The 23,981-nt window shown below is 73.4% G+C and carries 18 protein-coding genes; 12 read left to right on the plus strand and 6 right to left on the minus strand.

The genetic code is table 11. The features are described from left to right. The first annotated feature begins 63 nt into the window (after positions 1 to 63). The 9 genes from M5362_RS28900 (at position 64) to M5362_RS28940 (ending at position 9,398) form a co-directional block, all read left to right on the plus strand. The gene (locus M5362_RS28900) at positions 64 to 864 is read left to right on the plus strand and encodes a crotonase/enoyl-CoA hydratase family protein (protein WP_260230750.1); all 801 of its coding nucleotides are present in this window, start codon (positions 64 to 66) and stop codon (positions 862 to 864) included. 192 nt (positions 865 to 1,056) lie between these two features. Beyond that, a complete protein-coding gene (locus M5362_RS28905; protein ID WP_260230751.1) occupies positions 1,057 to 2,016 on the plus strand; it encodes a Zn-ribbon domain-containing OB-fold protein in 960 nt (319 codons plus the stop codon). Beyond that, a complete protein-coding gene (locus M5362_RS28910) occupies positions 2,013 to 3,071 on the plus strand; it encodes a thiolase domain-containing protein (protein ID WP_260230752.1) in 1,059 nt (352 codons plus the stop codon). The genes M5362_RS28905 and M5362_RS28910 overlap by 4 nt, the downstream gene beginning before the upstream one ends. After that, the gene (locus M5362_RS28915; protein WP_260230753.1) at positions 3,064 to 4,230 is read left to right on the plus strand and encodes a thiolase domain-containing protein; all 1,167 of its coding nucleotides are present in this window, start codon (positions 3,064 to 3,066) and stop codon (positions 4,228 to 4,230) included. Before M5362_RS28910 ends, M5362_RS28915 begins: the two co-directional genes overlap by 8 nt. A 99-nt stretch (positions 4,231 to 4,329) precedes the next feature. After that, a complete protein-coding gene (locus M5362_RS28920) occupies positions 4,330 to 4,572 on the plus strand; it encodes a DUF397 domain-containing protein (protein ID WP_260230754.1) in 243 nt (80 codons plus the stop codon). A gap of 47 nt (positions 4,573 to 4,619) precedes the next feature. Beyond that, positions 4,620 to 5,030, plus strand: a complete 411-nt coding sequence (locus M5362_RS28925) for an ACT domain-containing protein (RefSeq protein WP_260230755.1) — start codon at positions 4,620 to 4,622, stop codon at positions 5,028 to 5,030. A 107-nt stretch (positions 5,031 to 5,137) separates the two neighbouring features. Continuing rightward, on the plus strand, positions 5,138 to 8,206 hold the full coding sequence (locus M5362_RS28930) for an AAA family ATPase (protein ID WP_374214542.1): 3,069 nt from the start codon (positions 5,138 to 5,140) through the stop codon (positions 8,204 to 8,206). Between the two features lie 309 nt (positions 8,207 to 8,515). Next, positions 8,516 to 9,016, plus strand: coding sequence for a hypothetical protein (locus M5362_RS28935; protein WP_260230756.1), 501 nt, complete (start codon positions 8,516 to 8,518; stop codon positions 9,014 to 9,016). A gap of 16 nt (positions 9,017 to 9,032) precedes the next feature. Further along, entirely contained in the window at positions 9,033 to 9,398 is a 366-nt protein-coding gene (locus M5362_RS28940) for an RNA-binding S4 domain-containing protein (RefSeq protein ID WP_260230757.1), read from the plus strand. Between the two features lie 33 nt (positions 9,399 to 9,431). Here M5362_RS28940 and M5362_RS28945 read toward each other — a convergent pair whose 3' ends face one another. From M5362_RS28945 to M5362_RS28955, 3 genes are all read right to left on the minus strand, one after another. After that, positions 9,432 to 11,621, minus strand: a complete 2,190-nt coding sequence (locus M5362_RS28945) for a germacradienol/geosmin synthase (protein ID WP_260230758.1) — start codon at positions 11,619 to 11,621, stop codon at positions 9,432 to 9,434. Between the two features lie 161 nt (positions 11,622 to 11,782). Next, positions 11,783 to 13,708, minus strand: a complete 1,926-nt coding sequence (locus M5362_RS28950) for an N-acetylmuramoyl-L-alanine amidase (protein ID WP_260230777.1) — start codon at positions 13,706 to 13,708, stop codon at positions 11,783 to 11,785. A 313-nt stretch (positions 13,709 to 14,021) separates the two neighbouring features. Next, positions 14,022 to 15,146 carry an aminoglycoside phosphotransferase family protein gene (locus tag M5362_RS28955; RefSeq protein WP_260230759.1) on the minus strand — a complete coding sequence of 375 codons (1,125 nt, stop codon included), beginning with the start codon at positions 15,144 to 15,146 and terminating at the stop codon, positions 14,022 to 14,024. 234 nt (positions 15,147 to 15,380) lie between these two features. Here M5362_RS28955 and M5362_RS28960 point away from each other — a divergent pair, with 234 nt between their 5' ends. Beyond that, the gene (locus M5362_RS28960; protein ID WP_260230760.1) at positions 15,381 to 16,877 is read left to right on the plus strand and encodes a hypothetical protein; all 1,497 of its coding nucleotides are present in this window, start codon (positions 15,381 to 15,383) and stop codon (positions 16,875 to 16,877) included. Positions 16,878 to 16,983: 106 nt separating this feature from the next. Here the strand turns inward: M5362_RS28960 and M5362_RS28965 are convergent, their stop codons facing one another. Further along, positions 16,984 to 18,465, minus strand: a complete 1,482-nt coding sequence (locus M5362_RS28965) for a PP2C family protein-serine/threonine phosphatase (RefSeq protein WP_260230761.1) — start codon at positions 18,463 to 18,465, stop codon at positions 16,984 to 16,986. 198 nt (positions 18,466 to 18,663) lie between these two features. Here M5362_RS28965 and M5362_RS28970 point away from each other — a divergent pair, with 198 nt between their 5' ends. Continuing rightward, positions 18,664 to 20,187: a hypothetical protein gene (locus M5362_RS28970; protein ID WP_260230762.1), complete on the plus strand. Its 1,524-nt coding sequence runs from the start codon at positions 18,664 to 18,666 to the stop codon at positions 20,185 to 20,187. Next, positions 20,184 to 21,392, plus strand: coding sequence for a pyridoxal-phosphate dependent enzyme (locus M5362_RS28975; RefSeq protein ID WP_260230763.1), 1,209 nt, complete (start codon positions 20,184 to 20,186; stop codon positions 21,390 to 21,392). Before M5362_RS28970 ends, M5362_RS28975 begins: the two co-directional genes overlap by 4 nt. A gap of 43 nt (positions 21,393 to 21,435) precedes the next feature. Here M5362_RS28975 and M5362_RS28980 read toward each other — a convergent pair whose 3' ends face one another. Together M5362_RS28980 and M5362_RS28985 are read right to left on the minus strand one after the other, a co-directional pair. Continuing rightward, positions 21,436 to 22,998 (minus strand): FAD-dependent monooxygenase, encoded by a 1,563-nt coding sequence (locus M5362_RS28980; protein WP_260230764.1) that lies wholly within the window; start codon positions 22,996 to 22,998, stop codon positions 21,436 to 21,438. Positions 22,999 to 23,242: 244 nt separating this feature from the next. Beyond that, the gene (locus tag M5362_RS28985) at positions 23,243 to 23,893 is read right to left on the minus strand and encodes an NADPH-dependent F420 reductase (protein WP_260230765.1); all 651 of its coding nucleotides are present in this window, start codon (positions 23,891 to 23,893) and stop codon (positions 23,243 to 23,245) included. Positions 23,894 to 23,981 lie beyond the last annotated feature (88 nt).

Genomic DNA, 23,981 nt, shown 5'->3' on the forward strand with positions numbered 1-23,981 from the left:
AACTATTGAACTGGAACCGCACCTCCTGCAACCTGTTCTAGGTCTGGAGACGGGAGGACGTCCATGGGTGGGACCGAACACCTCACCGTGCGGCGCGAAGGCGCCACACTCGTGCTCACACTCGACCGGCCGGAGGCCAAGAACGCGCTCTCACTGCCCATGCTGGTAGGGCTGTACGACGGCTGGCTGGAGGCCGACGCCGACGACACGATCCGCTCCGTCGTCCTCACCGGTGCCGGCGGCTCCTTCTGCGCCGGGATGGACCTCAAGGCGCTGGCGGGCAAGGGGATGGAGGGCGAGCGGTACAGGGACCGGATGAAGGCCGACCCCGATCTGCACTGGAAGGCGATGCTGCGCCACCACCGCCCCCGCAAGCCCGTCATCGCCGCCGTCGAGGGCTACTGCGTCGCCGGCGGCACCGAGATCCTCCAGGGCACCGACATCCGGATCGCGGGCGCCACCGCCACCTTCGGGCTGTTCGAGGTGGTGCGGGGTCTGTTCCCGATCGGCGGCTCGACCGTCCGGCTGCCCCGCCAGATCGCCCGCACGCACGCCCTGGAGATGCTCCTCACCGGGCGCCCGTACAGCGCCGAGGAGGCCGCGTCGATCGGGCTCGTCGGCCGGGTCGTCCCCGAGGGGACGGCGCTGGAGGCCGCCCTCGCCGTCGCCGAACGGATCAACGCGTGCGGGCCGCTCGCGGTCGAGGCGGTCAAGGCGTCGGTGTACGAGACGGCCGAGATGACCGAAGGGGAGGGGCTGGCGGCGGAGCTGCAGCGCGGCTGGCCGATCTTCGAGACGGCGGACGCCAAGGAGGGCGCGCGCGCGTTCGCGGAGAAACGGCCGCCCGTCTACCGCCGGGAGTGACGCTTTCCCCACCCGCCCCCTACTGGGGACCCCCATTCCCCAACGGGGGCAAGCCCCCAGACCCCCTACGGCCTTCGGCCGTGTCCTCGATCGCCGGACGGGCTGACATTCAGCCCCGCCGGATTCGAAGGCGCCGGGTCTCGGGGACGGACCCCACCCCCGCCCGCACTCGCCGCCCGACCAAGGAGCCCCATGACCTCCGCCCCCGCGCCGGAAACGCTTCGTGCGCCCCTCGTCGTCGAGTTCCCCTTCACCCGGTCCCTCGGGCCCGTGCAGTCCGCGTTCCTGACCGGGCTGCGCGAGCGGACCGTCCTCGGAGTCAGGACCGAGAGCGGCACGGTGCTCGTCCCGCCCGTCGAGTACGACCCCGGGACCGCGGCCGAACTCCGCGATCTCGTCGAGGTCGGCGCCACCGGCACCGTCACCACCTGGGCCTGGAACCCCGAGCCCCGCACCGGCCAGCCCCTGGCCACCCCCTTCGCCTGGGTCCTCGTCCGGCTCGACGGCGCCGACACCGCCCTCCTCCACGCCCTGGACGCGCCCGGCCCCGAAGCCGTCCGCACCGGCATGAGGGTCAGGATCCGCTGGGCCGCCGAACGGGCCGGCGCCATCACCGACATCGCCTGCTTCGAACCGTACGACGGCGAACCCGTGACCGGCGCCCGCCACCACGACGGCACCTTCGACGACCCCGTCACCGGCATCGTCGCCCCCGCCCGTCTCGACTACACGTACAGTCCCGGCCGCGCCCAGACCGCCTACCTCCACGCCCTCTCCGAGAACCGGACCGTCGGCGAACGCTGCCCCTCCTGCACCAAGGTGTACGTCCCGCCCCGCGGCGCCTGCCCCACCTGCGGCGTGGCCACCACCGAACAGGTCGAGGTCGGCCCGCGCGGCACGGTGACCACCTACTGCATCGTCAACATCAAGGCCAAGAACCTCGACATCGAGGTCCCGTACGTCTACGCCCACATCGCCCTCGACGGCGCCGGGCTCGCGCTCCACGGCCGGATCGGCGGCATCCCGTACGACCAGGTCCGGATGGGGCTGCGCGTCGAACCGGTGTGGAGCGAGGACGGCCGCTACCCCGACCACTACCGGCCCACCGGCGAGCCCGACGCCGACTACGACACGTACAAGGAGCTGCTGTGACGCCGGACCGAGAGGTGGCGATCGTCGCCTTCGCCCAGACCGACCACCTGCGGCGCACGGACGACCTCTCCGAGGTCGAGATGGTCATGCCCGTGCTCCACGAGGTGCTGCGGCAGACCGGGTGCAAGACCTCCGACATCGGCTTCACCTGCTCCGGCTCCTCCGACTACCTCGCCGGGCGCGCCTTCTCCTTCACCATGGCCCTCGACGGTGTCGGGGCCTGGCCGCCGATCTCCGAGTCCCATGTCGAGATGGACGGCGCCTGGGCGCTCTACGAGGCCTGGGTGAAGCTGCTGACCGGCGAGGCCGACACCGCGCTCGTCTACTCCTACGGGAAGACCTCGCCCGGCTCCGTACGCGACGTGCTCACCCGGCAGCTCGACCCCTACTACGTGGCACCGCTCTGGCCCGACTCCGTCGCCCTCGCCGCCCTCCAGGCGCAGGCGCTCGTCGACGCCGGCCACGCCGACGAGCCGCGACTCGCCGCCATCGCCGCCCGCAGCCGCGAGGACGCCACCGCCAACCCGCACGCCCAGCTGCCCGGCGCCCGCGACCAGGGCGCGTACGTCGTCGGTCCGCTGCGCACCGGAGACTGCCCGCCCGTCGGCGACGGCGCGGCCGCCGTGGTCCTCGCCGTCGGCGACCGTGCCCGTGAACTGTGCGACCGCCCTGCCTGGATCCGCGGCATCGACCACCGGATCGAGGCCCACTCGCTCGGCGTGCGCGACCTCACCGACTCGCCCTCCACCCGGCTCGCCGCCGAAAGGGCGGGAGCCTTCGACCGGCCCGTCGACACCGCCGAACTCCACGCGCCCTTCACCTCCCAGGAGGTCGTGCTCCGCCGAGCCCTCGACCTCGACGACAGGGTGAGGGTCAACCCGTCCGGCGGAGCGCTCGCCGCCAACCCGATGATGGCCGCCGGCCTCATCCGCCTCGGGGAGGCCGCTGCCCGCATCCACCGGGGCGTCTCCGACCGCGCCCTCGCCCACGCCACCTCCGGCCCCTGCCTCCAGCAGAACCTGGTCGCCGTCCTGGAAGGGGAAGCCCGTGCCTAAGGAGCCCGTCGCCGTCGTCGGCATCGGCCAGACCAAGCACGTCGCCGCCCGGCACGACGTGTCGATCGCCGGACTCGTACGCGAGGCAGCCCTGCGCGCCCTGGAGGACGCCGAGCTGACGTGGGCGGACGTCGACGCCGTCGTCATCGGCAAGGCGCCCGACTTCTTCGAGGGCGTGATGATGCCCGAGCTGTACCTCGCCGACGCCCTCGGCGCGGTCGGCAAGCCGATGCTCCGTGTCCACACGGCCGGTTCCGTCGGCGGGTCCACCGCGCTCGTCGCCGCGAACCTGGTCGCCGCCCGCGTCCACCGCACCGTCCTGACCCTCGCCTTCGAGAAGCAGTCCGAATCCAACGCCATGTGGGGCCTCTCCCTGCCCGTCCCGTTCCAGCAGCCGCTGCTCGCCGGAGCGGGTGGCTTCTTCGCCCCGCACGTACGGGCCTACATGCGTCGCACCGGCGCCCCCGACGGCGTCGGCTCCCTCGTCGCGTACAAGGACCGGCGCAACGCGCTGAAGAACCCGTACGCCCACCTCCACGAGCACGACATCACCCTGGAGAAGGTCCAGGCCTCGCCGATGCTCTGGGACCCGATCCGCTACTCCGAGACCTGCCCGTCCTCCGACGGAGCCTGCGCGATGGTCCTCACCGACCGGGCGGGCGCGGAGCGTTCGCCCCGGCCGCCCGCCTGGGTGCACGGCGGCGCCATGCGCAGTGAGCCCACCCTCTTCGCGGGGAAGGACTTCGTCTCGCCGCAGGCCGGCAAGGACTGCGCCGCCGACGTCTACCGGCAGGCCGGGATCACCGACCCGCGCCGCGAGATCGACGCCGTCGAGATGTACGTCCCGTTCTCCTGGTACGAGCCGATGTGGCTGGAGAACCTGGGCTTCGCAGAGGAGGGCGAGGGCTGGAAGCTCACCGAGGCCGGGGTCACCGAACTCGACGGCGACCTTCCGGTCAACCCCTCCGGGGGTGTGCTCTCCACCAATCCCATCGGCGCGTCCGGCATGATCCGCTTCGCCGAGGCCGCGCTCCAGGTACGGGGGCAGGCCGGCGCGCACCAGGTGGACGGCGCGCGCAGGGCGCTCGGCCACGCGTACGGAGGGGGCGCGCAGTTCTTCTCCATGTGGCTCGTGGGCGACCGGCCACCCGCCGGCTGAGCCGCCCGAGCCGCCCGCCCGCGGTCTGTCGGCACCGGGTGCCGCTCGCTACCCTGAGCCCCGGACGACGACGTTGCGCTATGCGGGAGGAGCACGGACGTGGCGGAGAGCACCACCACCCAGCACGCCTTCGCGGGCTGGGACAAGCCGGAACTCGACCTCAGCGGGGCCGACTGGCGGTCCAGCAGCCAGGGTGCGGGGGACGTCCAGATCGCCTTCGTCGAGGGCTTCATCGCGATGCGGAACGGCGGTCGGCCCGAGGCGCCCTCGCTGATCTTCACCCCGGCCGAGTGGCGGGCGTTCGTGGTCAACGCGCGCGACGGCGAGTTCGACCTGACCTGATGCGAGGCGGGCAGGGCTCGTGACCCCACCCCCCTAGGGTGGCGATCATGAGCGCAGAACGTGATCTGACCCGGCTCGTCGCCGGGATGCGGCCGGAACTCGACCCCGGCCGCTATGTCTTCACCACCGTGGACGGCCCCGCTCCGGCGGGTCTCGCCCCGGTCGTCACCGTCGCCGAGAGCGAGGGGCTCACGCTGGTCGTACGCCAGGAAAAAGCCGACGAGGCCGGTCTGGCGTACGACTACGTGGCCGCCCGGATCACACTCCAGGTCCACTCCGCGCTCGACGCCGTCGGACTCACCGCGGCCGTCGCGGGCGCGCTCGCCGGGGCCGGGCTGAGCTGCAACGTCGTGGCCGGCTACCACCACGACCACCTCTTCGTGGAACACGCCCGCGCGGACGAGGCGTTGGCCGTGCTCAAACATCTCGCGGAACACCCGCACAGGTCCTCCATCTGACCCTCACCAGGGGCGCATACGGGCGTACGCTGGGGTCTTCGCGGGGCCAAGGGCCCGGTCGCACTGAACCGCGCGCCGGGTGTGCGCCCCCAGCGTGGGGGTGGACTGTGACAGTGCACGACAGCAAGGCCGGCCGCCGGGGATCCGGTCTCTTCGAGCGCGAGGCGGAACTCGCGGCGGCGGAAGAGGCGTTGAACCAGTTGACCGGCCTCGGTGACGACGACCCCTGGCCGGAACCCGACGGCCCGGCCGACCGGGTCCCGCTCCCGCGCGACGCGACCGGACCCGACGCGCCACCGGGCCCGTCCCTGCGTCTCCTGCGGGGCGCCGCCGAGCCGCCCGAACCCCAGGAAGAGGCCCGGGTCCCCGAGGCGGGGCGCCCGATCCGGGCGCCCCGTACGCCGCGCGGCGGCGTCCTCGCCTATGCCGCGCCCGCCGGGCTCGGGAAGACCACCCTGCTCGCCGAGATCCGGCGCCGCGCCGCCGACAAGGGCTGCACCGTGCTCGCGGCGCGCGGCGGCGACCAGGAGCAGCGGGTCGCCTTCCACGTCGCCCGACAGCTCCTGCAGCCCCGGCTCGCCGCCGCATCCGACACCGAACTCCGCGCCCGGCTCGGCAGTTGGTACGACATCGTGGGCCCCGCCCTCGGCCTCTGCGCCGCCGGCGACGGCGGGCCGCCCGACCCGCAGGGCCTCCGTGACGGGCTCGACTGGGTCCTGACCCACCTGGCCGTCCGGCGCGCCCCGCTCGTCGTCGTCCTCGACGACGCGCACTGGGCCGATCCCGAGTCCCTCGGCTGGCTCTCCGCCTTCGCACCCCGCGCCGAAGAGCTGCCCATGCTGCTCGTCGTCGCCTACCGCCCCGACGAACTCCCCGACAGCGGAGAGGAGTTCACCGGGCGAAGGTCCGGACGGCGACCCCTCGGGCTCGAACCCCTCACCTCCACCGCCATCGCGAACCTCGTCCGCGACCGGGTCGGCGCGCACGCCGACGACACCTTCTGCCAGGAGTGCTGGGCCGTCACCTCCGGCAACCCCTTCGAGGCCGTCGAACTCGCCGCCAAGGTCCGCGACCGCGGCCTCGAACCCCGGGCCGAGGCCGCCCACCAGCTCCGCAACCTCGCCGCCGCCGTCAAGGGCAGCGGTCTCGTGGCGACCCTCGAACGCCTCGGCACCGCCACCGTCCGCCTCGCCTGGGCCTGCGCCGTCCTCGGCACCGAGATCTCGCCCCAGCTCGCCGGCGCCGTCGCGGGACTGGGCGGCGAGGCGGTCGCCGACTGCGCCGAGCGCCTGCGCGACGCCCGTGTCCTCGCCGGGACCGAGACCCTCGAATTCGTCCACCCGCTGATCGCCACCGCCGTCTACAAGGCGATCCCCGCCGCCACCCGCGTCGCCCTGCACGGCCAGGCCGCCTGGTGCGTCATCGACGCCGGACTCGGCGCGACCGCCGCAGCCCGCCACCTCCTGGAGACCCACCCCGAGGGCGACCCCTGGGTGGTCGGCCATCTGCGCGAGGCCGCCCGCGAGACCCTGCGCGCCGGCGCCCCCGACGCGGCCCGCCGCTTCCTCGCCCGCGCCCTGCGCGAACCTCCCGCCGACGACGAACGCGCCGCGGTCCTCTTCGAACTCGGCAGCGCGTCGCTGCTCACCGAGCCCGCCACCACCGTCAACCACCTCCGCGCGGCCCTGGAGGAGCCCACCTCCGACCCGGCGCTGCGCCACGGCATCGTCTACCGCCTCTCCCAGGTCCTCGCCCACAGCGACCGGCTCGTCGAGGCCTCCGAACTCCTCGGCCGCGAGTCCCGGCTCACCACCGACGCCCGCAGCCGGCTGCGCATGCAGTCCGAGAAGTTCATGTGGGACGCCTTCCGCGCCGACGAACCCGACTCGCCCGCCCGCTCCCGCCGACTGGCCCGACTCGCCGACCGGCTCACCGGCCGCGACCTCACCGAGCGCTACGTCATCGGCCTGCGCGCCTGGGACGCCACCCTGCGCGCCGAACCCTCGGCCGTCGCCGTCGGACACGCCGAACGCGCCCTGGAGGGAGGCCTGAGCTGGGCCGACGAGAGCCGGGGCTTCGAGGTCCCGGTCCTGGTCGCCCTCACCTTCCTCTACGCCGACCGGCCCGGCCGCGCCGAGGAGCTCTTCGCCGACGGCACCGCCGAGTTCGAGCGCCAGGGCTGGCGCGGCGCGCACCTCTCCTTCGCGTACACGCTGCTCGGCTACATCCGCTACCGGCGCGGGCGGCTGGTCGAGGCTGAGGACTTCGTCCGCGCGGGACTGCGGCTCGCCGAGCGCGTCGGCCCCCGCACCCCCGCCCAGTGGTACGCCGTCGGTGTCATGATCGAGGTGCTGCTCGCCCGCGGGCGGGTCGAGGAGGCCGACCGGATCGCCCGTACCCACGACTTCGGCGAGCCGTTCCCCGCCGCCGTCACCTTCCCCGACTCCCAGACCGTCCACGCCGAACTGCTCCTGGCCCGGGGACACGTCGAGGAGGCCGCGGCCGAGCTGGCCGCCGTCGGCCGCCGCCTCGACCCGCGCGGCATGCGCAACCCGGCCTGGTGCCCCTGGCAGCTCCACCTCGCCCTCGCCGAGTCCGTGGAGACCCCCGACCGGGCCACCGCCACCGCACACGAGGCCGTGGCCCGCGCCCGCCAGTACGGCGCGCCCTCCGCGATCGGCCAGGCGCTGCGCGTGACCGCAGAGGTGGTCGGCGGCGACGAGCGCGTCAAGCTCCTGGAGGAGTCCGTCGACTGGCTGGAGCGGTCGCCGGCCGCGTACGAGCTGGCCCGCTCCCTCGTGGCCCTGGGCGCCGCGCTGCGCCGCACCGGCCGGACCGGGGACGCCGCCGAGTACCTCTACCGCGGTCTGGAGGCCGCGCAGACGTGCGGAGCGGACGGCCTCGGAGAGGAGGCGAGGGCCGAGCTCGCCGCCGCCGGGCTCAGGCCGCGCACCCTCCACCCGGCCGGCACGGACGCGCTCACCGCGCGTGAGCGCACCGCGGCCGAGTTCACTGTCCGTGGCGAGGACCCGGCGGCCGCCCTGGGCGCGGACGAGTCCGCCGTGACCCAGCTCCTGTCCTCCGTGTACCGCAAGCTCGGCACCGACCGCGCGGGCCTCGCCCAGGCCCTACGGAAAACCGGCCGGGAACACCGCGAGAGCGGCCGCCCCGCCTGACGCGCCGCCCCCGCCGGGCCCGCCACGCGAGAGCGGCCGTCCCGCCTGACCACGCCTCCCGCCGGGCCCGCCGGGAGGCGTGGTCACGCCTGTTCACCGGGGATCCCCGCGCCTCGCCCGGCCCGCTGGGCGGTGCGGCCATGACTCCGTGGGCGGCGCCGTCACTGCCCCTCCGACGGCCCCGTCACGGCCTCCCCGGCGGTCCCGTCACGGCATGGCGGGCGGGGGTGCCACGGCGTGTCGGCGGAGCCCCCCGCCGGACCCGCCCCGGCGCGTCGCGGTGGGGGCCGGGGCACGTACCATGGCCGTATGTCCTTCCTCCGCCGCCGCAGCGCCGCCACACCCGCGGGCCCGGACTTCGACGTCCTGGCCATGGACCCGGGGGACTGGCCCGGCAATCTCGGCGCCGGCCTGCTGCCCGCACCCGACGGAAGCTGCCAGGGCGTCTTCCTGCGCTACGACCTGTTCGGCGGTCGCGGCCCCGCGATGATCATCGGCAACCTGCCGGAGGGCTCCCCGGCCCGCGAGCTCGCCGACGGCCAGATCCCCTTCGAGGTGGCCCAGCTCCTCGCCGCGCTGGACAACGACGAGCCGGTCGAGGTCCTCGACACCGAGGACATGCCGGTCATGCAGGGCGACAACCTGTTGATCGTCCGACGGCTCAAGCTCTCCGAGAGCCGGATCGCCTGCGTGCAGTTCGACCGCAGCGACAACGTCCTGGTGACGATCGCCAGTTGGGACCGGCCCATCACCGACGATCTGTACGCGCTGCTCAAGCCGCTGCCCGCCGAACTGTTCCAGCAGGGCTGAGGAGGGGCGGGGGCCGATGAGCGCACGCGTCGACAGCTGGATCTGGGCGGTCCGACTCACCAAGACCCGTTCCCAGGCGGCGACCGCCTGCCGGGCCGGCCACGTCAAGGTGAACGGCGAACGCGCCAAGCCCGCCCAGCCGGTGAAGCCCGGCGACGAGGTACGCCTCTTCCACGGCGGAAGGGAGCGGATCGTCGAGGTCAAGCAGCTCCTCACCAAGCGGGTCGGCCCGCCCGTCGCCGCCGAGGCGTACGTCGACAACAGCCCGCCGCCGCCCCCGCGCGAGCATGTGGCCCTGGCGGCCGTGCGCGAGCGCGGCGCCGGCCGCCCCACCAAGCGCGAGCGCCGCGAGCTCGACCAGCTGCGCGGCCGCTCCGTCTGAGACGCCGGGAGCGGCCGCGGAACCCTTGCGCGGCTAGGCCGAGAACACCGACGCCAGCCGCGCCGCCGAGGTGCCGATGCCCGTCGGGCCCATCCTGGCCAGCGCCGTACCACTGCCGGAGTGCACGTCCTCGGCACGGTAACGTCGCACGCCCCGGTGCCAGTTGAGGATTCCGGCGAGCCAGTCCTCGAGCTCGCGCACATACGCCTCGAAGGCGGCCCGGCCCGCCGCGTCCAGGGCGAAGTCCTCGTACAGCAGCGGCAGTTCGTGCCTCTTCACATGCTCGAACTGGCGCAGCCGCCCGCGCATCAGGTCGTCGATCATCGCCACGGCCGTCGGATAGTCGCAGTCGAAGAACTTCTGCAGGACGAGGACTCCGTTGTGCACCTCGCCCTCCACCTCGATCTCCTTCTGGTACGAGAAGAGATCGTTGAGGAGTGCCCCGTAGTCCGCGGCCGAGTTCTCCAGGGCCCGGACCGTGCCGCTGTCGAAGATCTCCGGCGGCAGCTCGTCCGTGCGCCGCAGCTTGCACAGCAGCATGGTCAGATCGGAGCCGAAGGTGAGGCGCCGCATCTCGATGTAGTCGACGGGGTCGGGAACCCGGTGCTGCGCCTGGTTGTGCAGCTCCCACATCCAGCTGTCGAGCATGCCGTCCATGGCGCTGCGCAGCTTCGCCCTGGCGTCGGCGCTCATCGGTCCCGCGGTCCGCCCCCACAGATCCGCGAGCGCACGCTCCATCGGACTCACGGCCGATGCCCGTCCCGCGTCCGGATCGTCGACCGACATCAGGGACTTGAGGCGCTCCGTGCACTCCTTCGCACCGATCAGATTCCGCGGCCGCCCGAAGACGAGCGGGTAGTAGTCGTCGCCGTAGGTGCCCCAGGTCAGCCACTCGGCGCTGAGCTCCAGCTCCTCCGGCGTGGCGTCGGGGTCCAGCCCCGCCGAGCAGAGCGCGAAGTCGAAGCCGTCCAGCATCGGACGGTCCCAGATGTCGTCCAGGAGCCCCATCCGCTCCGCCCAGTCGCCCGAGCGGCGCTTCGCCTCCTGGTGGTGCGGAGAGAGCGAGAGCGGGTGGGGCAGGTCGAAGTCGGGCAGCAGCGACGGTCCCACCTTCTGGTGCGGGACGTGCGTCAGGGCGCGCAGACGCGAGGCCGCGGGGCGGCCGAAGAGGGGCGTGACGTCCAGGGCCGAGGTGCCGATCACCCCGTCGGACCGCGAAGGGCCGACGTCCAGGCCCTCGTTCATGTACCGGCTGGAGCGCATGTGCCACTCGTGGCCGCCCGACTGCCAGTCCTGAAGCCCCTTCGCGTACGCCGCGACGGCCGCGCACTCCACGGGGCTCAGCCCCTTCTCCAGGCAGACGCCCGGGACTTCGGTCAGCGCCGTGTTCTCGAACTGCTGGAGGCGCGAGGTCAGCAGGTCGTTGACGGCGTCGGCCGCCTCCTGGGTCGTACAGCCGAGGAACTTCTCCAGGACGAGGACCCCGTTGCTGTTCTCGCCCTCGTCCTCGACCTCCCGCTGGTACGAGAAGAGGTCGTTGCGCAGGTGCACCGCGTCGGAGAACGTGTCGCGCAGGACGAGCAGCGGCCTGGAGTGCGCCACCCGCTCCGGGACCTCGGCGCCCGCCGCGTACTCGACGAGCCCCGCCGACCAGGGGGCTCCGCCCACCTTGCGGCGCATCTCGATGTACTCGACCGGGTTGGCGATCCGCCCCTCGTCGATGTTGTCGAGCTCCCACAGGGACTCGTACAGCAGCGCCTCGGTCGCCACGGCGAACCGTTCCCGCCATGCGGCGGACATGGACGGCACCGTGCGCCGCCACAGGTCGGCGAGACCGGCCTCCACCGGGTTGGTCGGCTCGGGCACCGGCGCTGAGGGGTCCATCGGCATGAAGAGCGGCAGCCGGTCCAGATACGCCTTGCTGCCCGGCCGGTCAGGAGTGCGCTTGAAGACCTCGAGGAAGTGGTCGTCGAAGAAGAAGACCCAGGTGTACCAGTCGGTGACCAGCGACAGCGCCTCGGCGTCGCAGTCGGGATGGGTGTACGAGCAGAGCAGCGCGTAGTCGTGGGACTCGAGGTCGTGCTCGTCCCAGATCCCGGAGCCCTCCAGCATCCCCATCGCCCGCGCCCACTCCCGGGTGTGCGTGCGGGCGGTCTCCACATGGGGGTTGAGCCGCGCCGGATACGGAACATAGAAATCCGGCAGGACGAAGGGCTGAGCCATGCGTGCGGGGCCTTTCGGTGAGCGTGGGTGTGCCGACCGGCCAAGCCTTACCCTCCACCCGTGTGGCCCACGCGACACCGGAAGTAGTCATATGAACGGCGAAGGGGTGTCGCCGGCCCCCTCCCCCGGCGACACCCCTCCACGTTCTGGCCGGAAACCGCTCAGGCCCGGGAAATCCGCACGTCAGACGCCTTCACAAAGGCGACCCGATGGCCGAACTGGATCTGGTAGTACTCCTCCTGACCCCGGACGACCCGATGCCCCGCCGTGTCGAACACCGGCGCGAAGTAGTACTCGCCGGGGATGCGATCGCCCACGACGTACGACTGGCCCGCGAGGAGCTTGTACGGAAGCGGCGACACCGGCTGGACCGGCACACCGGCCGGGTACGCCGATGCCTCCGGGTAGGCGCGCCCGTACACCGGCACCTCGGACAGGCCCTCCTTCGGAGTCAGCACCAGGCCCCGGGAGTTCACCGCCGTGCGCCGCTCCTTCGGGTTGTGGAACCACGCCTTCTGGCCCAGGTACCAGATCGCCGTCCAGTCGCCCCGCCGCTCGGCCACCGCGTACTGCTGGCCCGTCGAGGCCCGCGCCCCGGTGTCGTTGACCCCGGTCGTCGAGTCCTGACCGCCCGGCCGCAGCCCGACGTCCCTCACCAGCGGGGCGTCCGCGCCCGGCGCCGTGTGGAGCCGGACCGCGCCGCTGCCGTGCGGGGCGCACGCCTCTCCCGCCTTCACGCACCCCGTGTAGACCGGCTGGTGCGCGCTGTACTCCGGACGGATCGTCACCACGCCCGCGTTCGGGCCCGCGCTCGCCGTGAACGGCCGGCCGAGCAGCCGGAAGTAGTGCGCCCAGTCCCAGTAGGGACCCGGGTCCGTGTGCATCCCCGGGATCGTCGACGTGACCGTCCCCGGCACGGTGTCGTGCCCGAGGATGTGCTGCCGGTCGAGAGGGATGTCGTAGCGCTGCGCCAGGTACCGCACCAGACGCGCCGAGGTGCGGTACATCGCCTCCGTGTACCAGGAGTCCGGCGCCGTCAGGAAGCCCTCGTGCTCGAGCCCGACCGACTTGGCGTTCACGAACCAGTTGCCCGCGTGCCAGCCGACGTCCTTCAGCGGCAGATGCTGGGCGATGTGCCCGTCCGAGGAGCGCAGCGAGTACTGCCACGACACGTACGTCGGGTCCTGCACCAGCTGGAGCGTGACGTCCCAGGTCGCCTCGGTGTCATGGACGACGATGTAGTCGATGGACTGGGACGAGGGCCGGTCGCCCTTGTCGTGGTTGCCGTAGTCGCCGTCACCGAACTCCTCGTACGGCGCCGGGATCCACTCGCAGGCCACGGTCCTCGGGCACTCGGTCCACCCCGCGTCCGCCGTGCGCAGCCCCAGCGACTCCACCTGCCCGGTCGCGGGCACGAGATCCGCGTCGGCCGGGAGCGTCACCACCTGCCCGCTGTCGGTCCGCCGGGACTCACCGGCACGGATCACGTCGAACACGTCGTTCGCGTACGTCGTCGCGGTCGCCGTGTCGTCGGCACCCGAGTAGCGCGCCACAGCGCCGAACCAGTCGGCCGGGTCGGCGCTCAGCGGCCGGCCCGAAGCGCGCTGGGCTTCGGCGAGCAGCGCCGCCCCGCCCTCGATGTTCGCCGCCGTGCTGCTGCGCAGACGCTGTGCCGGGATCCCGGTCAGCGCGGCGGCCCGGTCGAGCGTCCTGAGCCGCTCCGGAAGCCGCGCCGCCGTGGGTGGCGCGGTCTCGGACCCGGCACCGTGGCGCGGCGCCCGCGAACCGTCGCCCCGCGCGTCCTCCGCGCCGTGCGAGTGGTGCGGGGCCTCGGCCAGGGCGGTCACCGCGTCCGTGAGGTGCATCGGGCCGTAGCCGCCGGTCACGCTGGGGGCCCCGCCGTGCGCGTCCCACCGCGACTGGAGGTACGACACCGCGAGCAGCACGCTCTGCGGCACGCCCTGGCGCTCGGCGGCCGCCGCGAACTGCCGCTGGAGCGAGCCCGTCTCCATCGGCGGCCCGGCCGTGGCCGGCGGAGCGGCCGAGAGGAGCGGGAGGAGCAGTGCGGCGGACGCCACGGCGCCCACCGCTCGGGGAACCCGTCTGCGCGGCGCGGAACGGTGCAAGGCAGCCTCCAGGTACCAGGGGTGATGAGGGGGCGTGCGGGGCCGGACCCGTACAGGGGTATCGGCTCACCGACGATCCGTCAATCACCCCGTGCACCACGGGATTTCCCATGTCAGAGGCTGTGTCACGGAGTTTCGCGGCGACGGCGCGCGGGCCTGCGGCGCGTCAGTGGAGTGGACCAATGGGGGCTGTGCCGGACGGCGGAACGCCGTGCACCCGGTGTGTCGGCACCGGGCGCACGGCGTGTCACCCCCGTGGAGCGGTCGGCGCGGCTCAGCGCGTCCCGACCGCGGCGCGCACGGCCCGTCGGGCCATGGCGCAGTCGTCGTGCAGCCGCCGCAGCAGCCGCCGCTGTTCCTCCCCGGGCGAGACCGCGCCGGAGGGGACGGGGACCGAACCGGCGGGCGGGGCCTCCTTGATGGTGCGCTGCACCGCCGTCTCGTACGTACGGATCTCCCGGGTCAGCACGATCATCAGGTTCACCAGGAAGGCGTCCCGGGACGCCGGACCCGCCTGCTGCGCCAGCTGGCTGATCTGACGGCGGGCCATCGGCGCGTCACCGAGCACCGACCACAGCGTCGCCAGGTCGTAGCCGGGCAGGTACCAGCCCGCGTGCTCCCAGTCGACCAGGACCGGCCCCGTGGGGGAGAGCAGGATGTTCGAGAGCAGGGCGTCGCCGTGACAGAACTGGCCCATGCCCTGGCGGCCGCCGGCGTGCGCCAGCCCGTGCAGCAGCTTCTGCAGGTCGTCACGGTCGCGGTCGGTGAAGAGACCGAGCTCGTGGTAGCGCGCGATCCGTGACGGATAGTCCAGCGGGGCGTCGAAGGTACCGGCCGGCGGCCGCCAGGCGTTCAGCCGGGCGATCGCGCCGAGCGCGGCGCGCAGGTCCGTGCGGGGCGGGGCGTCCACCGGGTGGCGGGTCAGCGCCGCCGCCCGTCCCGGCATCCGCTCGATCACCAGCGTGCCGTTCTCCGGGTCCGCGGCGATCAGCCGCGGCGCGCGTACCGGAGGACGGTGGCGGACGAAGGAGCGGTAGGCCGCTATTTCGTGCTGGAACCGCTCGACCCACGCGGGGGAGTGGTCCAGTAAACACTTCGCGACCGCCGTGGTCCGCCCGGTCGTGCCGACGATGAGTACGGAACGCCCGCTGCGCCGCAGGACCTGCACGGGGTTGAACTCCGGGCAGATCCGGTGGACGGAGGCGATGGCCATCCGTACCTGGGCCCCCTGGGGGCCGGACAGGTCGATCCTTCCGCTGAGCGGCTGAGCGGCACTGCCCGCCCATCGCCTCGCCCGGCTCGCCGGAGCGACGGGTGCGAGATACGGTCCGCTGCCGACCGGTACGGAACGGTGCTGGGGCCGGGGCGGGGCGGACACGGAGGACGATGCTGTGTACATGGAGGAGACAGATCCCTTCGTGTGCCGACGAGTTGCGTGCGTCGCCCCGCCCGACCTCCGGGCCGCACCCTGGGGAATGTGGGCCGGTTGCCGGGGCGGGGTGGCGCTTTCCTACCTGACACCCGGGCGCGGGTGGCGGAACATCGGGCGCACCCTGGCGAAGCCTGGCGAATAGTCGCCAGCCCTATGACAGGGGGTTACTGTCAACTCAGCCGAGAACCTGGGGGCTTAGACGTGACCGGACAGACCAACACCCGCCTGGCAGACCTCTTCGGCCTCGCCGGCTGGTCCAAGGGAGAGCTCGCGAGGCTCGTCAACCGGCAGGCGGCGGCCATGGGCCATCCGCAACTGTCGACCGACACCTCACGGGTGAGGCGATGGATCGACATGGGGGAGACCCCGCGCGACCCTGTGCCCCGGGTGCTGGCTGCACTGTTCACCGAGCGACTCGGCCGTGTCGTGACCATCGAGGACCTCGGGTTCGTACGACACGGGCGTGCCGGGAAAAGGCAGAACGTCAGGAACGACGACAACCCTGACGGGCTGCCCTGGGCGCCCGAGCGTACGGCAGCGGTCCTCACCGAATTCACGGGAATGGACCTCATGCTCAACCGACGCGGCCTGATGGGCGCGGGCGCCGTGCTCGCGGCCGGCTCCGCACTGACCAGCGCCATGCACGACTGGCTCCACACCGACCCCGCACGCGCCGCCGCGCAGGCCCCCCGCGCGAACGATCCCCTCCACGCCGACCCCGCCGGGTTCGACCGCTACGAGGCCGCCCCCATCGGGTCGGAGGAGATCGAAGCACTGGAGCGCTCGGTGGAGGTGTTCCGCGCCTGGGACGCCTCCCGCGGCGGCGGTCTCCAACGCAAGGCAGTGGTGGGGCAGTTGAACGAGGTGGGAGGCATGCTCGCCTACCACCACCCCGACCACCTCCAGCGGCGTCTGTGGGGCGTCGCGGCCAACCTCGCCGTCCTGGCGGGCTGGATGTCCCACGACGTGGGCCTGGAGCCCACCGCCCAGAAGTACTTCGTCATCGCCGCCCACGCGGCACGGGAGGGCGGCGACCGGCCGCGTGCCGGGGAAGCCCTGTCCCGCGCCGCCCGCCAGATGGTCCACCTGGGCCGGCCCGACGACGCCCTCGACCTGATGAAGCTCGCCAAGTCGGGCTCGGGCGAGGAGGTTCTGCCGCGCACGCAGGCGATGCTGCGCACCATCGAGGCCTGGGCCCAGGCCTCCATGGGCAAGGGGCAGGCCATGCGCCGTACGCTCGGCGAGGCCGAGGACCTGTTCGTCTCCGACCGGTCGGACGTGCCGCCGCCCAGCTGGATGCAGAACTTCGACGACGCCGACATGCACGGCATGCAGGCCCTCGCGTACCGCACCCTCGCCGAACACGACCCCGCCGCCGCGGTCCCCGCACAACGCCACGCCAAGCTGGCCCTGGAGCTGCGCCGCAGCGGTCACAACCGTTCGAAGCTCTTCGACTACATCTCCCTCGCCTCGGCCTGCTTCATCGCCGACGACCCGGAGCAGGCCGACCGGTACGCACGGCTCGCCCTGGTCTCCATGGGAGAGACGTCCTCCCTCCGCACCTGGGACCGGCTCCGCGAGATGTACCGGCTGACCGGGCAGTACGCCGGCTACGCCAAGATCGAGGACCTGCGTGAGGAGATCGCGCTCGCGCTGCCCGAGCCCGCGGTGAAGAGGCCGAGGACCGGCAGGATCTGAGGGCGGGCCGCGCCGCCCCCGTAACGTACGAGAAAGGGCACGCCGACTCGTGCCGGCATGCCCTCCTGAGCGGTGCGCGGACCCGGTGACCCGGGCCCGGCGGACCCTAGTGACCCACCCGGACCACCATCACGCAGGCGTCGTCCTCGCGCGGTGCCTCACCGAACTCCTCCACCACCGACCGTACGCAGTCCTGCGCGTCCCGCGCTCCGGCCAGCCGCGGAGCCAGGGCGAGCAACCGCTGCGTACCCGTGTCGTCCATGCCGTCGCGGCGGGTGAGCCCGTCCGTGTGCAGGACCAACAGATCCCCGGGGAGCAGCCGGATCTCGGCCTCCTCGTAAGCGGCCCCGGTCGTCGCTCCCAGGAGCACACCGTCGGGCCGCTTCAGGGCGTGCCCCGTCCCGTCGCGGAAGAGCAGCGGGGCGGGGTGGCCGGCCTGTGCCCAGGTGAGTGTCTGTCCGGCCGGATCGTAGCGGCAGCACATCGCGCTGCCGAGCGCCGGCTGCACCGCGGACTCGAGCAGCTGGTTGAGGTGGCCCATCAGGGCGCCGGGGCGGATTCCGGCCACGGCCATGCCGCGCAGCGCGCCGAGGAGCATGGCCATGGAGGAGGTCGCGGAGACCCCGTGCCCGGTGAGGTCGCCGACCGTCAGGAGCGCGTCGCCGTCGGGGAGGGCCAGCGCGTCGTACCAGTCGCCGCCGATCAGTCCGGGCGAGGCGGCGGGCAGGTAGTGGCCCGCCACGTCGAGCGGAGCGCCCGGTCCACCGTGGGCGAACCGCAGGGAACCGCGCCACGGAGGCAGCACGGCCTCCTGGAGCTCGACGGCGACCCGGCGCTCGGTGCGCTCGATGTGGCGACGGCGCTGGAGGCTGTCACGGGACTCGCGGACCGCCCGCTCGGTGCGGCGCAGCTCGCTGACGTCGCGGAGAACGGCCCACATGGAGGCCGTGCACCCGTCGGAGTCGAGGACCGGCTCGCCCATCATGTGGAGCGTGCGGACCCGGCCGTCGGTGCGGACGATACGGAACTCGCCGTCGATCGGCTTCCCGTCGATCAGACAGTCCGTCACCATTCCCTGGAGCACCGACTGGTCCTCGGCGAAGACCATCGACGGCAGCTCGTCCAGCGACATCGGGCCGCTCTCGGGGTTCCGGCCGAAGATCTGGTACAGCTCCTCGGACCAGCTGACCTCGTCGTTCAGCAGATTCCACTCGGCGCTGCCGACGCGGCTGAGCAGGGAGCCGGTGCGCGGGGCCGGGACGCCGTAGGCGGCACCGGGGTCGGACGTGGCTTCCGCCTCCGCCTCCGCGTCCGCCTCGACGAGGTCGGCGGTGGGAGCGGCCGTGAGCTCGTCCGGGATGCCGGCCTTGAGCTGGCCCAAGTGGGCGCCCAGATCGTCGAGTTGATGGACAGCCAGATCACACAGGGCGCGCTGCCAACGGTTCTTCGGATCGTCCTCGTCCAGATCGGCGTCACGGCGTACGGCGTCCACGTCGACGCGCAGACGGCGGGTCTGCGAGATCAGTGCGTCCACGGTGCCGGGCTCGGGCGGCTGGGCTGGACGGTCCGCGTAGAGAGGGGACGGCATGTCGTACTCCGATACAGGCGCGGCGCGGGCGAGCGGTTGAACGAGGCCCGGATATGACTGTTGCACAGGCGAAGACAGCCCGTAAGGGATTTGGCAACACTCGATACGGTGGTGCTTCTGACATATGCCAAAGGCCCACCGGTTATCGGCCATCGGGGTGGTAACGGAAAGAGCCGGTGGGAAGGTTACGGTGCTGGTGTGGTGAACGACGACGTGGACACGGTGGGGACGGCGTTGCTGCTGGCAGCGGCGCCGGCGGGGCGGGGGCGAGCGGTGGACGCGGCGTCCGTACTGCCGGCGCTGGCGGCGGTGCCGCCCGGCGCGCTGACCGGCACGCCGGTGGCGACGGTCGTCGAACTGGCCGACCCGCTGGACCCGCAGGCCGTCCTGACGCGACTGCGCGCGGCGGCGGCGAGCCCGGGCCCCCTGGCCGTCTACCTCGCGGGCCAGCTCCAACTGGACCGCCGGCAGCACCTGCCGCACCTGGCGCTGGCGCGCAGCACGGCGACGACACTGCGGTACACGGGTCTGCCGTGGCACTGGCTCGCGGGGGAACTCGCCGTACGGCGGGCGGGGACGACGACGGTGGTGACCGACCTGGCCGCCGACGCGGAGCTCTGGGAGCGGCTCGGTTCGGCGCCCGGCCTCCTCTCCCTGGGCCCGGGCGTACGGCTGTACGGGCGCGTCGTCCCGGCCCCGCGACGCGGCGCGCCCACGAAGCCGGAGTACCTCCGCCACTTCGCCACGGTGTGGCGCACGGGCGCCCGGCCCCCGCTGCCCGACCTCCACGCGGACGCGGCCTCGGCGCTGGAGCCGGGCCCCGCGCTGTACCTGACTCCCCAGACGGGGCAGGCGGGGGTGCCCGTGACCCTGGGCGTGCCGGCCGCACCGGGCGGCCCGCCGACGGAGACGGGCGTCGCGCCTGCATCGGTCGTGTCGCCCGCGTCGGTCGTGGCGCCTGTAGCGGCCGTGACGCGTGCCCCGGTCGTGCCGCCCGCGGCGGTCGTGGCGCCTGTAGCGGCCGTGACGTCCTCACCGACCGTGACGCCCTCACTGACCGTGTCGTCCGCGGCGGCCGTGGCGCCTGTAGCGGCCGTGACGTCCTCACCGACCGTGACGCCCTCACCGATCGTGACACCTGCACCGACCGTCTTGCCCTCACCCCCCGTGTCGCCTGTGGGAGGCGGCGCGCCGTGGCTCGCCGTGGCTCCGCCGCTCCCGGCGGGTGGACCCGTACAGACGGGCGCGTACGCGGGAGCCCCCGGAGTTCCGGATGTCGCCCCGCCGCGGGCGGCGGACTGGACGGCCGGTCACGACCCCGACCCCCACCCCGCGATCCTCGCCGCCGCGCGTGCGGGGCGGCACGGGGAGGCGGTGGCGGTTGCCGTGGCCTGGGAGCAGGAGGCGCTGCGGCGGCACGGGCCCAGGTCGCGGGAGGCCGTGCACTGGATGGAGGTCCGGGCCGACCTCGCACGGCTGGCCGGGGAGCCCGCCCGAAGCTGCGAGTTGTGGATCGGCGCGGCGCAGACCAGGCTCGGCCTGAGCCAGGGGCCCCAGGACCCCGACGTCGAAGGCGCCGTGGACCGCGCCCACCACCAGTGGGAGCGGATCGCGGACCCCGCCCGCGCCCGCGCGCTCGGCCCGGCCCTGGTCGCGCTGCGCCGCCGCGTCCCGGGCCGCAGGGCCGGCGCGCTGGCCGCGCTCCAGCGCAGGATGGGATGAACCACTCCATGACGTCGTCGCTCGCCACCGTCCAGCGTTCCCTCGCCGACCCCGACGTCCGCCACCCCCTCTGGCCGCCGCTCACGACCGGCTGCCCGGTGACCTCCACCGACGAGGTCGCGTACCCGCTGGACATCGACTACGACTACGACCGGGTCCCCGCGGACCTGTTCGCGCGTCCCGCCGCCCACGGCCTGGAGCGCTGGGCCCCGCTCCTGCCGCCGCTGGCCGCGCCCGGGCTCGGCGAGGGCAACACGCCCCTCGTCGCCCTCGCGGACGGGGTGTACGTCAAGGACGAGTCGCGCAACCCCACCTGGAGCCACAAGGACCGTCTCAACCGCGTGGCCGTGAGCGCCGCCAAGGCGTCCGGCGCGCGCGGTGTCGTCGTGTCCTCCTCCGGCAACCACGGTGCTGCCGCCGCCGCGTACGCCGCGCGCGCCGGGCTTCCGTGCGCCGTCTTCACCTCGCCGTTCGCCCCGCCGGCCGTCGCCTCCCACCTGCGCGCCTATGGCGCGACGGTCCTGACCGTCCCGCTCGACTCCGTCCGCCCGCTGATGCGCCGGATCGTCGACGAACTCGGATTCCAGACGGTGAGCAGCCTCACCGACACGGCGCACACCGGGCACCCGTTCGGTCCGGAGGGCTACAAGACCATCGCGTACGAGATCTTCCTCGACCTCGGCCGCGCCCCCGCAGCCGTCTATCTCCCCACGGGGTACGGGGAGTTGCTCTTCGGCGTGGCCAAGGGCTTCCGGGAACTGGCCCGGCTCGGCCTGACCGACACCGTCCCGCGCGTGCACTCCTGCGAACCCACCGCCGCGGGAGCGCTCGCCGAAGCCGTTCGCACCGGCCGGCCCGCCGCCCGGGTCGAGGTCGGTCCGACGGCCGCGTACGCCATCGACTGCGAGATCAGCGGCTACCGCGGCGTCGTGGCCCTGCGTGACACCGGCGGCCGCGCGCTGAAGGTGACGGACCAACAAATGAACGCGGCACAGGCCGAGTTGGCGTCCCAGGGACTCTGGCAGGAGCTGTCCGCCACCGCCGGGCTCGCCGGATTCCGCGCCCACGGGGGCCGGGAGCCCGACGGCCCGGTGGTGTGCGTGGCCACGTCCAGCGGCTACAAGGACGTGGCCACGGCGACCGCCACCTACGCCCCCATGGACCCGGACTGGCCGGCGATCAAGGCCCGGCTCGCCAGGGCCTAGTCCTCGGTGCGGGTGACCGTTGCCGCCGGGGCTGTCCCGGCGATCAGCCCGGCGTCACCGCACCCTCTGGCACTCCGAACCACTCCTCCAGCGCCTCCGCCAGCCCGGCCGTCGACGTGGGCGCCTGTGCCCCCGAGTCGGCCGCCCAGGCCGTGAAGCCGTCCGGACGGACGAGGACCGCCGCCAGTTTCGGGCGGGACGGGCAGCCGGCCGTCAGGGTGTCGACGCGGCCGGCGTACCCGGCGGTGAGGGCCCGGAGCTCCGGGTCGTCGGTGAGGTCGAGCAGGAGCGCCCGGCCGCCGTGGAGGTGGTCCGCGAGGCGGCTGCCGTCGGCGAGTTCGAGGTCCGGGGCGGTGCGGCCGGTCAGGGGGTGCTCGCCCGGCATGTCGTAGCGCACCCCGGCGCCGTTGAGCCGCGCGGTGAGGTAGGTGGTGCCCGTGACCGTCTCCGCCAGGTCGCTGACGATCTCGCGCAGGGCCCGGGACTGCGGGTCCGGGCGCATGGCCGCGACCTGGGAGCGGGTCCAGTCGAGGATCTCCGCGCCGACCGGGTGCCGTTCGGCGGTGTAGGTGTCCAGCAGCCCTTCCGGTGCCTGGCCGCCGATCACCGCGGCGAGCTTCCAGCCGAGGTTCATCGCGTCCCCGATACCCAGGCTCAGTCCCTGGCTGCCGAACGCGGAGTGCACGTGCGCCGCGTCGCCCGCCAGCAGCACACGGCCCTTGCGGTACTCGGTGACCTGGCGGGCGTGGTCGGTGAAGCGGGTCGCGGTCCGCACCCCGGTGATCGTGACGTCCACGCCGGAGACGCGGCGCAGCCTCGCCTGGAGGTCCTCGGTGGTGACCGGCGCGTCCCGGTCGGCCGGCGGGCCGTCGAACTCCACGGTGACGATGCGGCCCGGCATCGGCCCGTGGGCGTAGACCCCGGTGTCCGTGGCGGCCCAGCCGACCGTCAGGTCCTCGGCTCCGGTCATCTCCACGACCGCCTGGTGACAGGTGATCTCCGGGTCCGTACCGGGGAATGCGAATCCCGCGAGCTTACGGACCGTACTGCGGCCGCCGTCGCACCCCACGAGCCAGCCGGCGCGTATCGCCCCGCTGCTCGTCCGCACGGTGACGGCCTCTTCGTCCGCGTCGAAGCCGGTCAGTTCCCCTCCGCGGCGCACGTCGACGCCGAGCTCGTCCGCCCGCTCGCCGAGCAGCCGCTCGATGTCCTGCTGCGCCACGAGGCTGATCTCGGCGGCGGGGCCGGCGTCGCCGAGGCCCGGGTCCGTACGGTCGACCAGGTCGGCGCGGAGCATGATCCCGGCGAAGTGCCCGACGAACCCGAGCCCTTGGCCCTCGGCCCCGCCTCCGTCCCCGCCGTTCCGCTCGCGCATGAACGCTCGGAAGCGGTCCAGCGCCTGCCGCTGCACCTCGGCCAGCGCGGACAGCATGCCCCGGCGGTAGAGCGCCTCGGCGCTTGGCGTGGTGATCGCCCCGCCCTTGATCGTCCGGTCCACTTCGGTGAGGCGCTCCAGGACGGCCACCCGCGCGCCTCCGAGCCGGAGCTCGCAGGCCAGCATCAGCCCGACCGGGCCGCCTCCGGCCACCACTACGTCATAGTCCATGGCGCCCACTATGACCGAGGGTCAGAACGGCGCTTTCACCGCCCTGACCAGCCACAACAGGCGCCACGGTGTCAAGGGACCGGCCTGGCGAACACGAGAAAGGGGCTGTGATCCGCCAGCGGTACGACGGTGGGCGGGACGACGTCAGACCAGCCCCGCCCCGGAGCCGACGCACCGTCAGCCGCCCACCAGGACCGCCAGATCCCGAGCGCCGGTCTTCGTTCCGATGTTCCTCAGCGCCCGCCTAGGCGCCGGCCCGCGGAACCACTCGGATTCCGAAGGTGAACGAGTCGGTCGCCAGGGCGATGCCGATGAAGAGCAGCGCGAAGTGCTCCTGGCCGCGCGCCGTTCCGATGCCGCCGAGGTCGAGCAGGGACTCCTGGGGCCAGCCCAGGTCGGTGAGCAGTCCGGCGACCGTCCGCTTGGCGTCGGCGTCGTCGCCGGAGAGGAAGATCGTGCTCGGCCCCTCCAGCGACTGCGGTGCGACCATCACGACGCTGTCGACCGTGCAGAGCGTCTTGACCACCGGTGTACGGGGGAACGCCTGCTGGATCTCCTCCCCGAGGCTGACCAGCGGGTGGGTGAGCGTGTGGTCCTCCTGGAAGCCGACGGCGACGTCCAGCAGCACCTTCCCTTCCAGCGCGTGCGCGCCGACCGATTCGAGCAGGGGTATCGACGCCGCCCCCGGCGTGGCGTTCACCAGCACCTCCGCGTGTGCCGTCGCCGTGGCCGGATCACCGACCCGTACCCCCGCCTCCAGCAGCTCCTTCAGTTCCGTGAGGAGTTCCGTGTCCTCGGGTCGTCGCGACCCGAGGACGATGTCGTGGCCCGCGCGGGCCCAGCCCGCCGCGAGCGCCCGTCCCACATGTCCTGTACCGAGAATTCCGATCCGCATGGCCACGACGCTAGGCGTGCCCGCCCGGTGCCGCATCGGACGAAGGGCGGGGATGCCCGGGGCCGCGACGTAGGCCCGGTGGCCTAGG

The sequence above is a fragment of the Streptomyces sp. Je 1-79 genome (genome assembly GCF_025195125.1).
Lineage (GTDB): Bacteria > Actinomycetota > Actinomycetes > Streptomycetales > Streptomycetaceae > Streptomyces.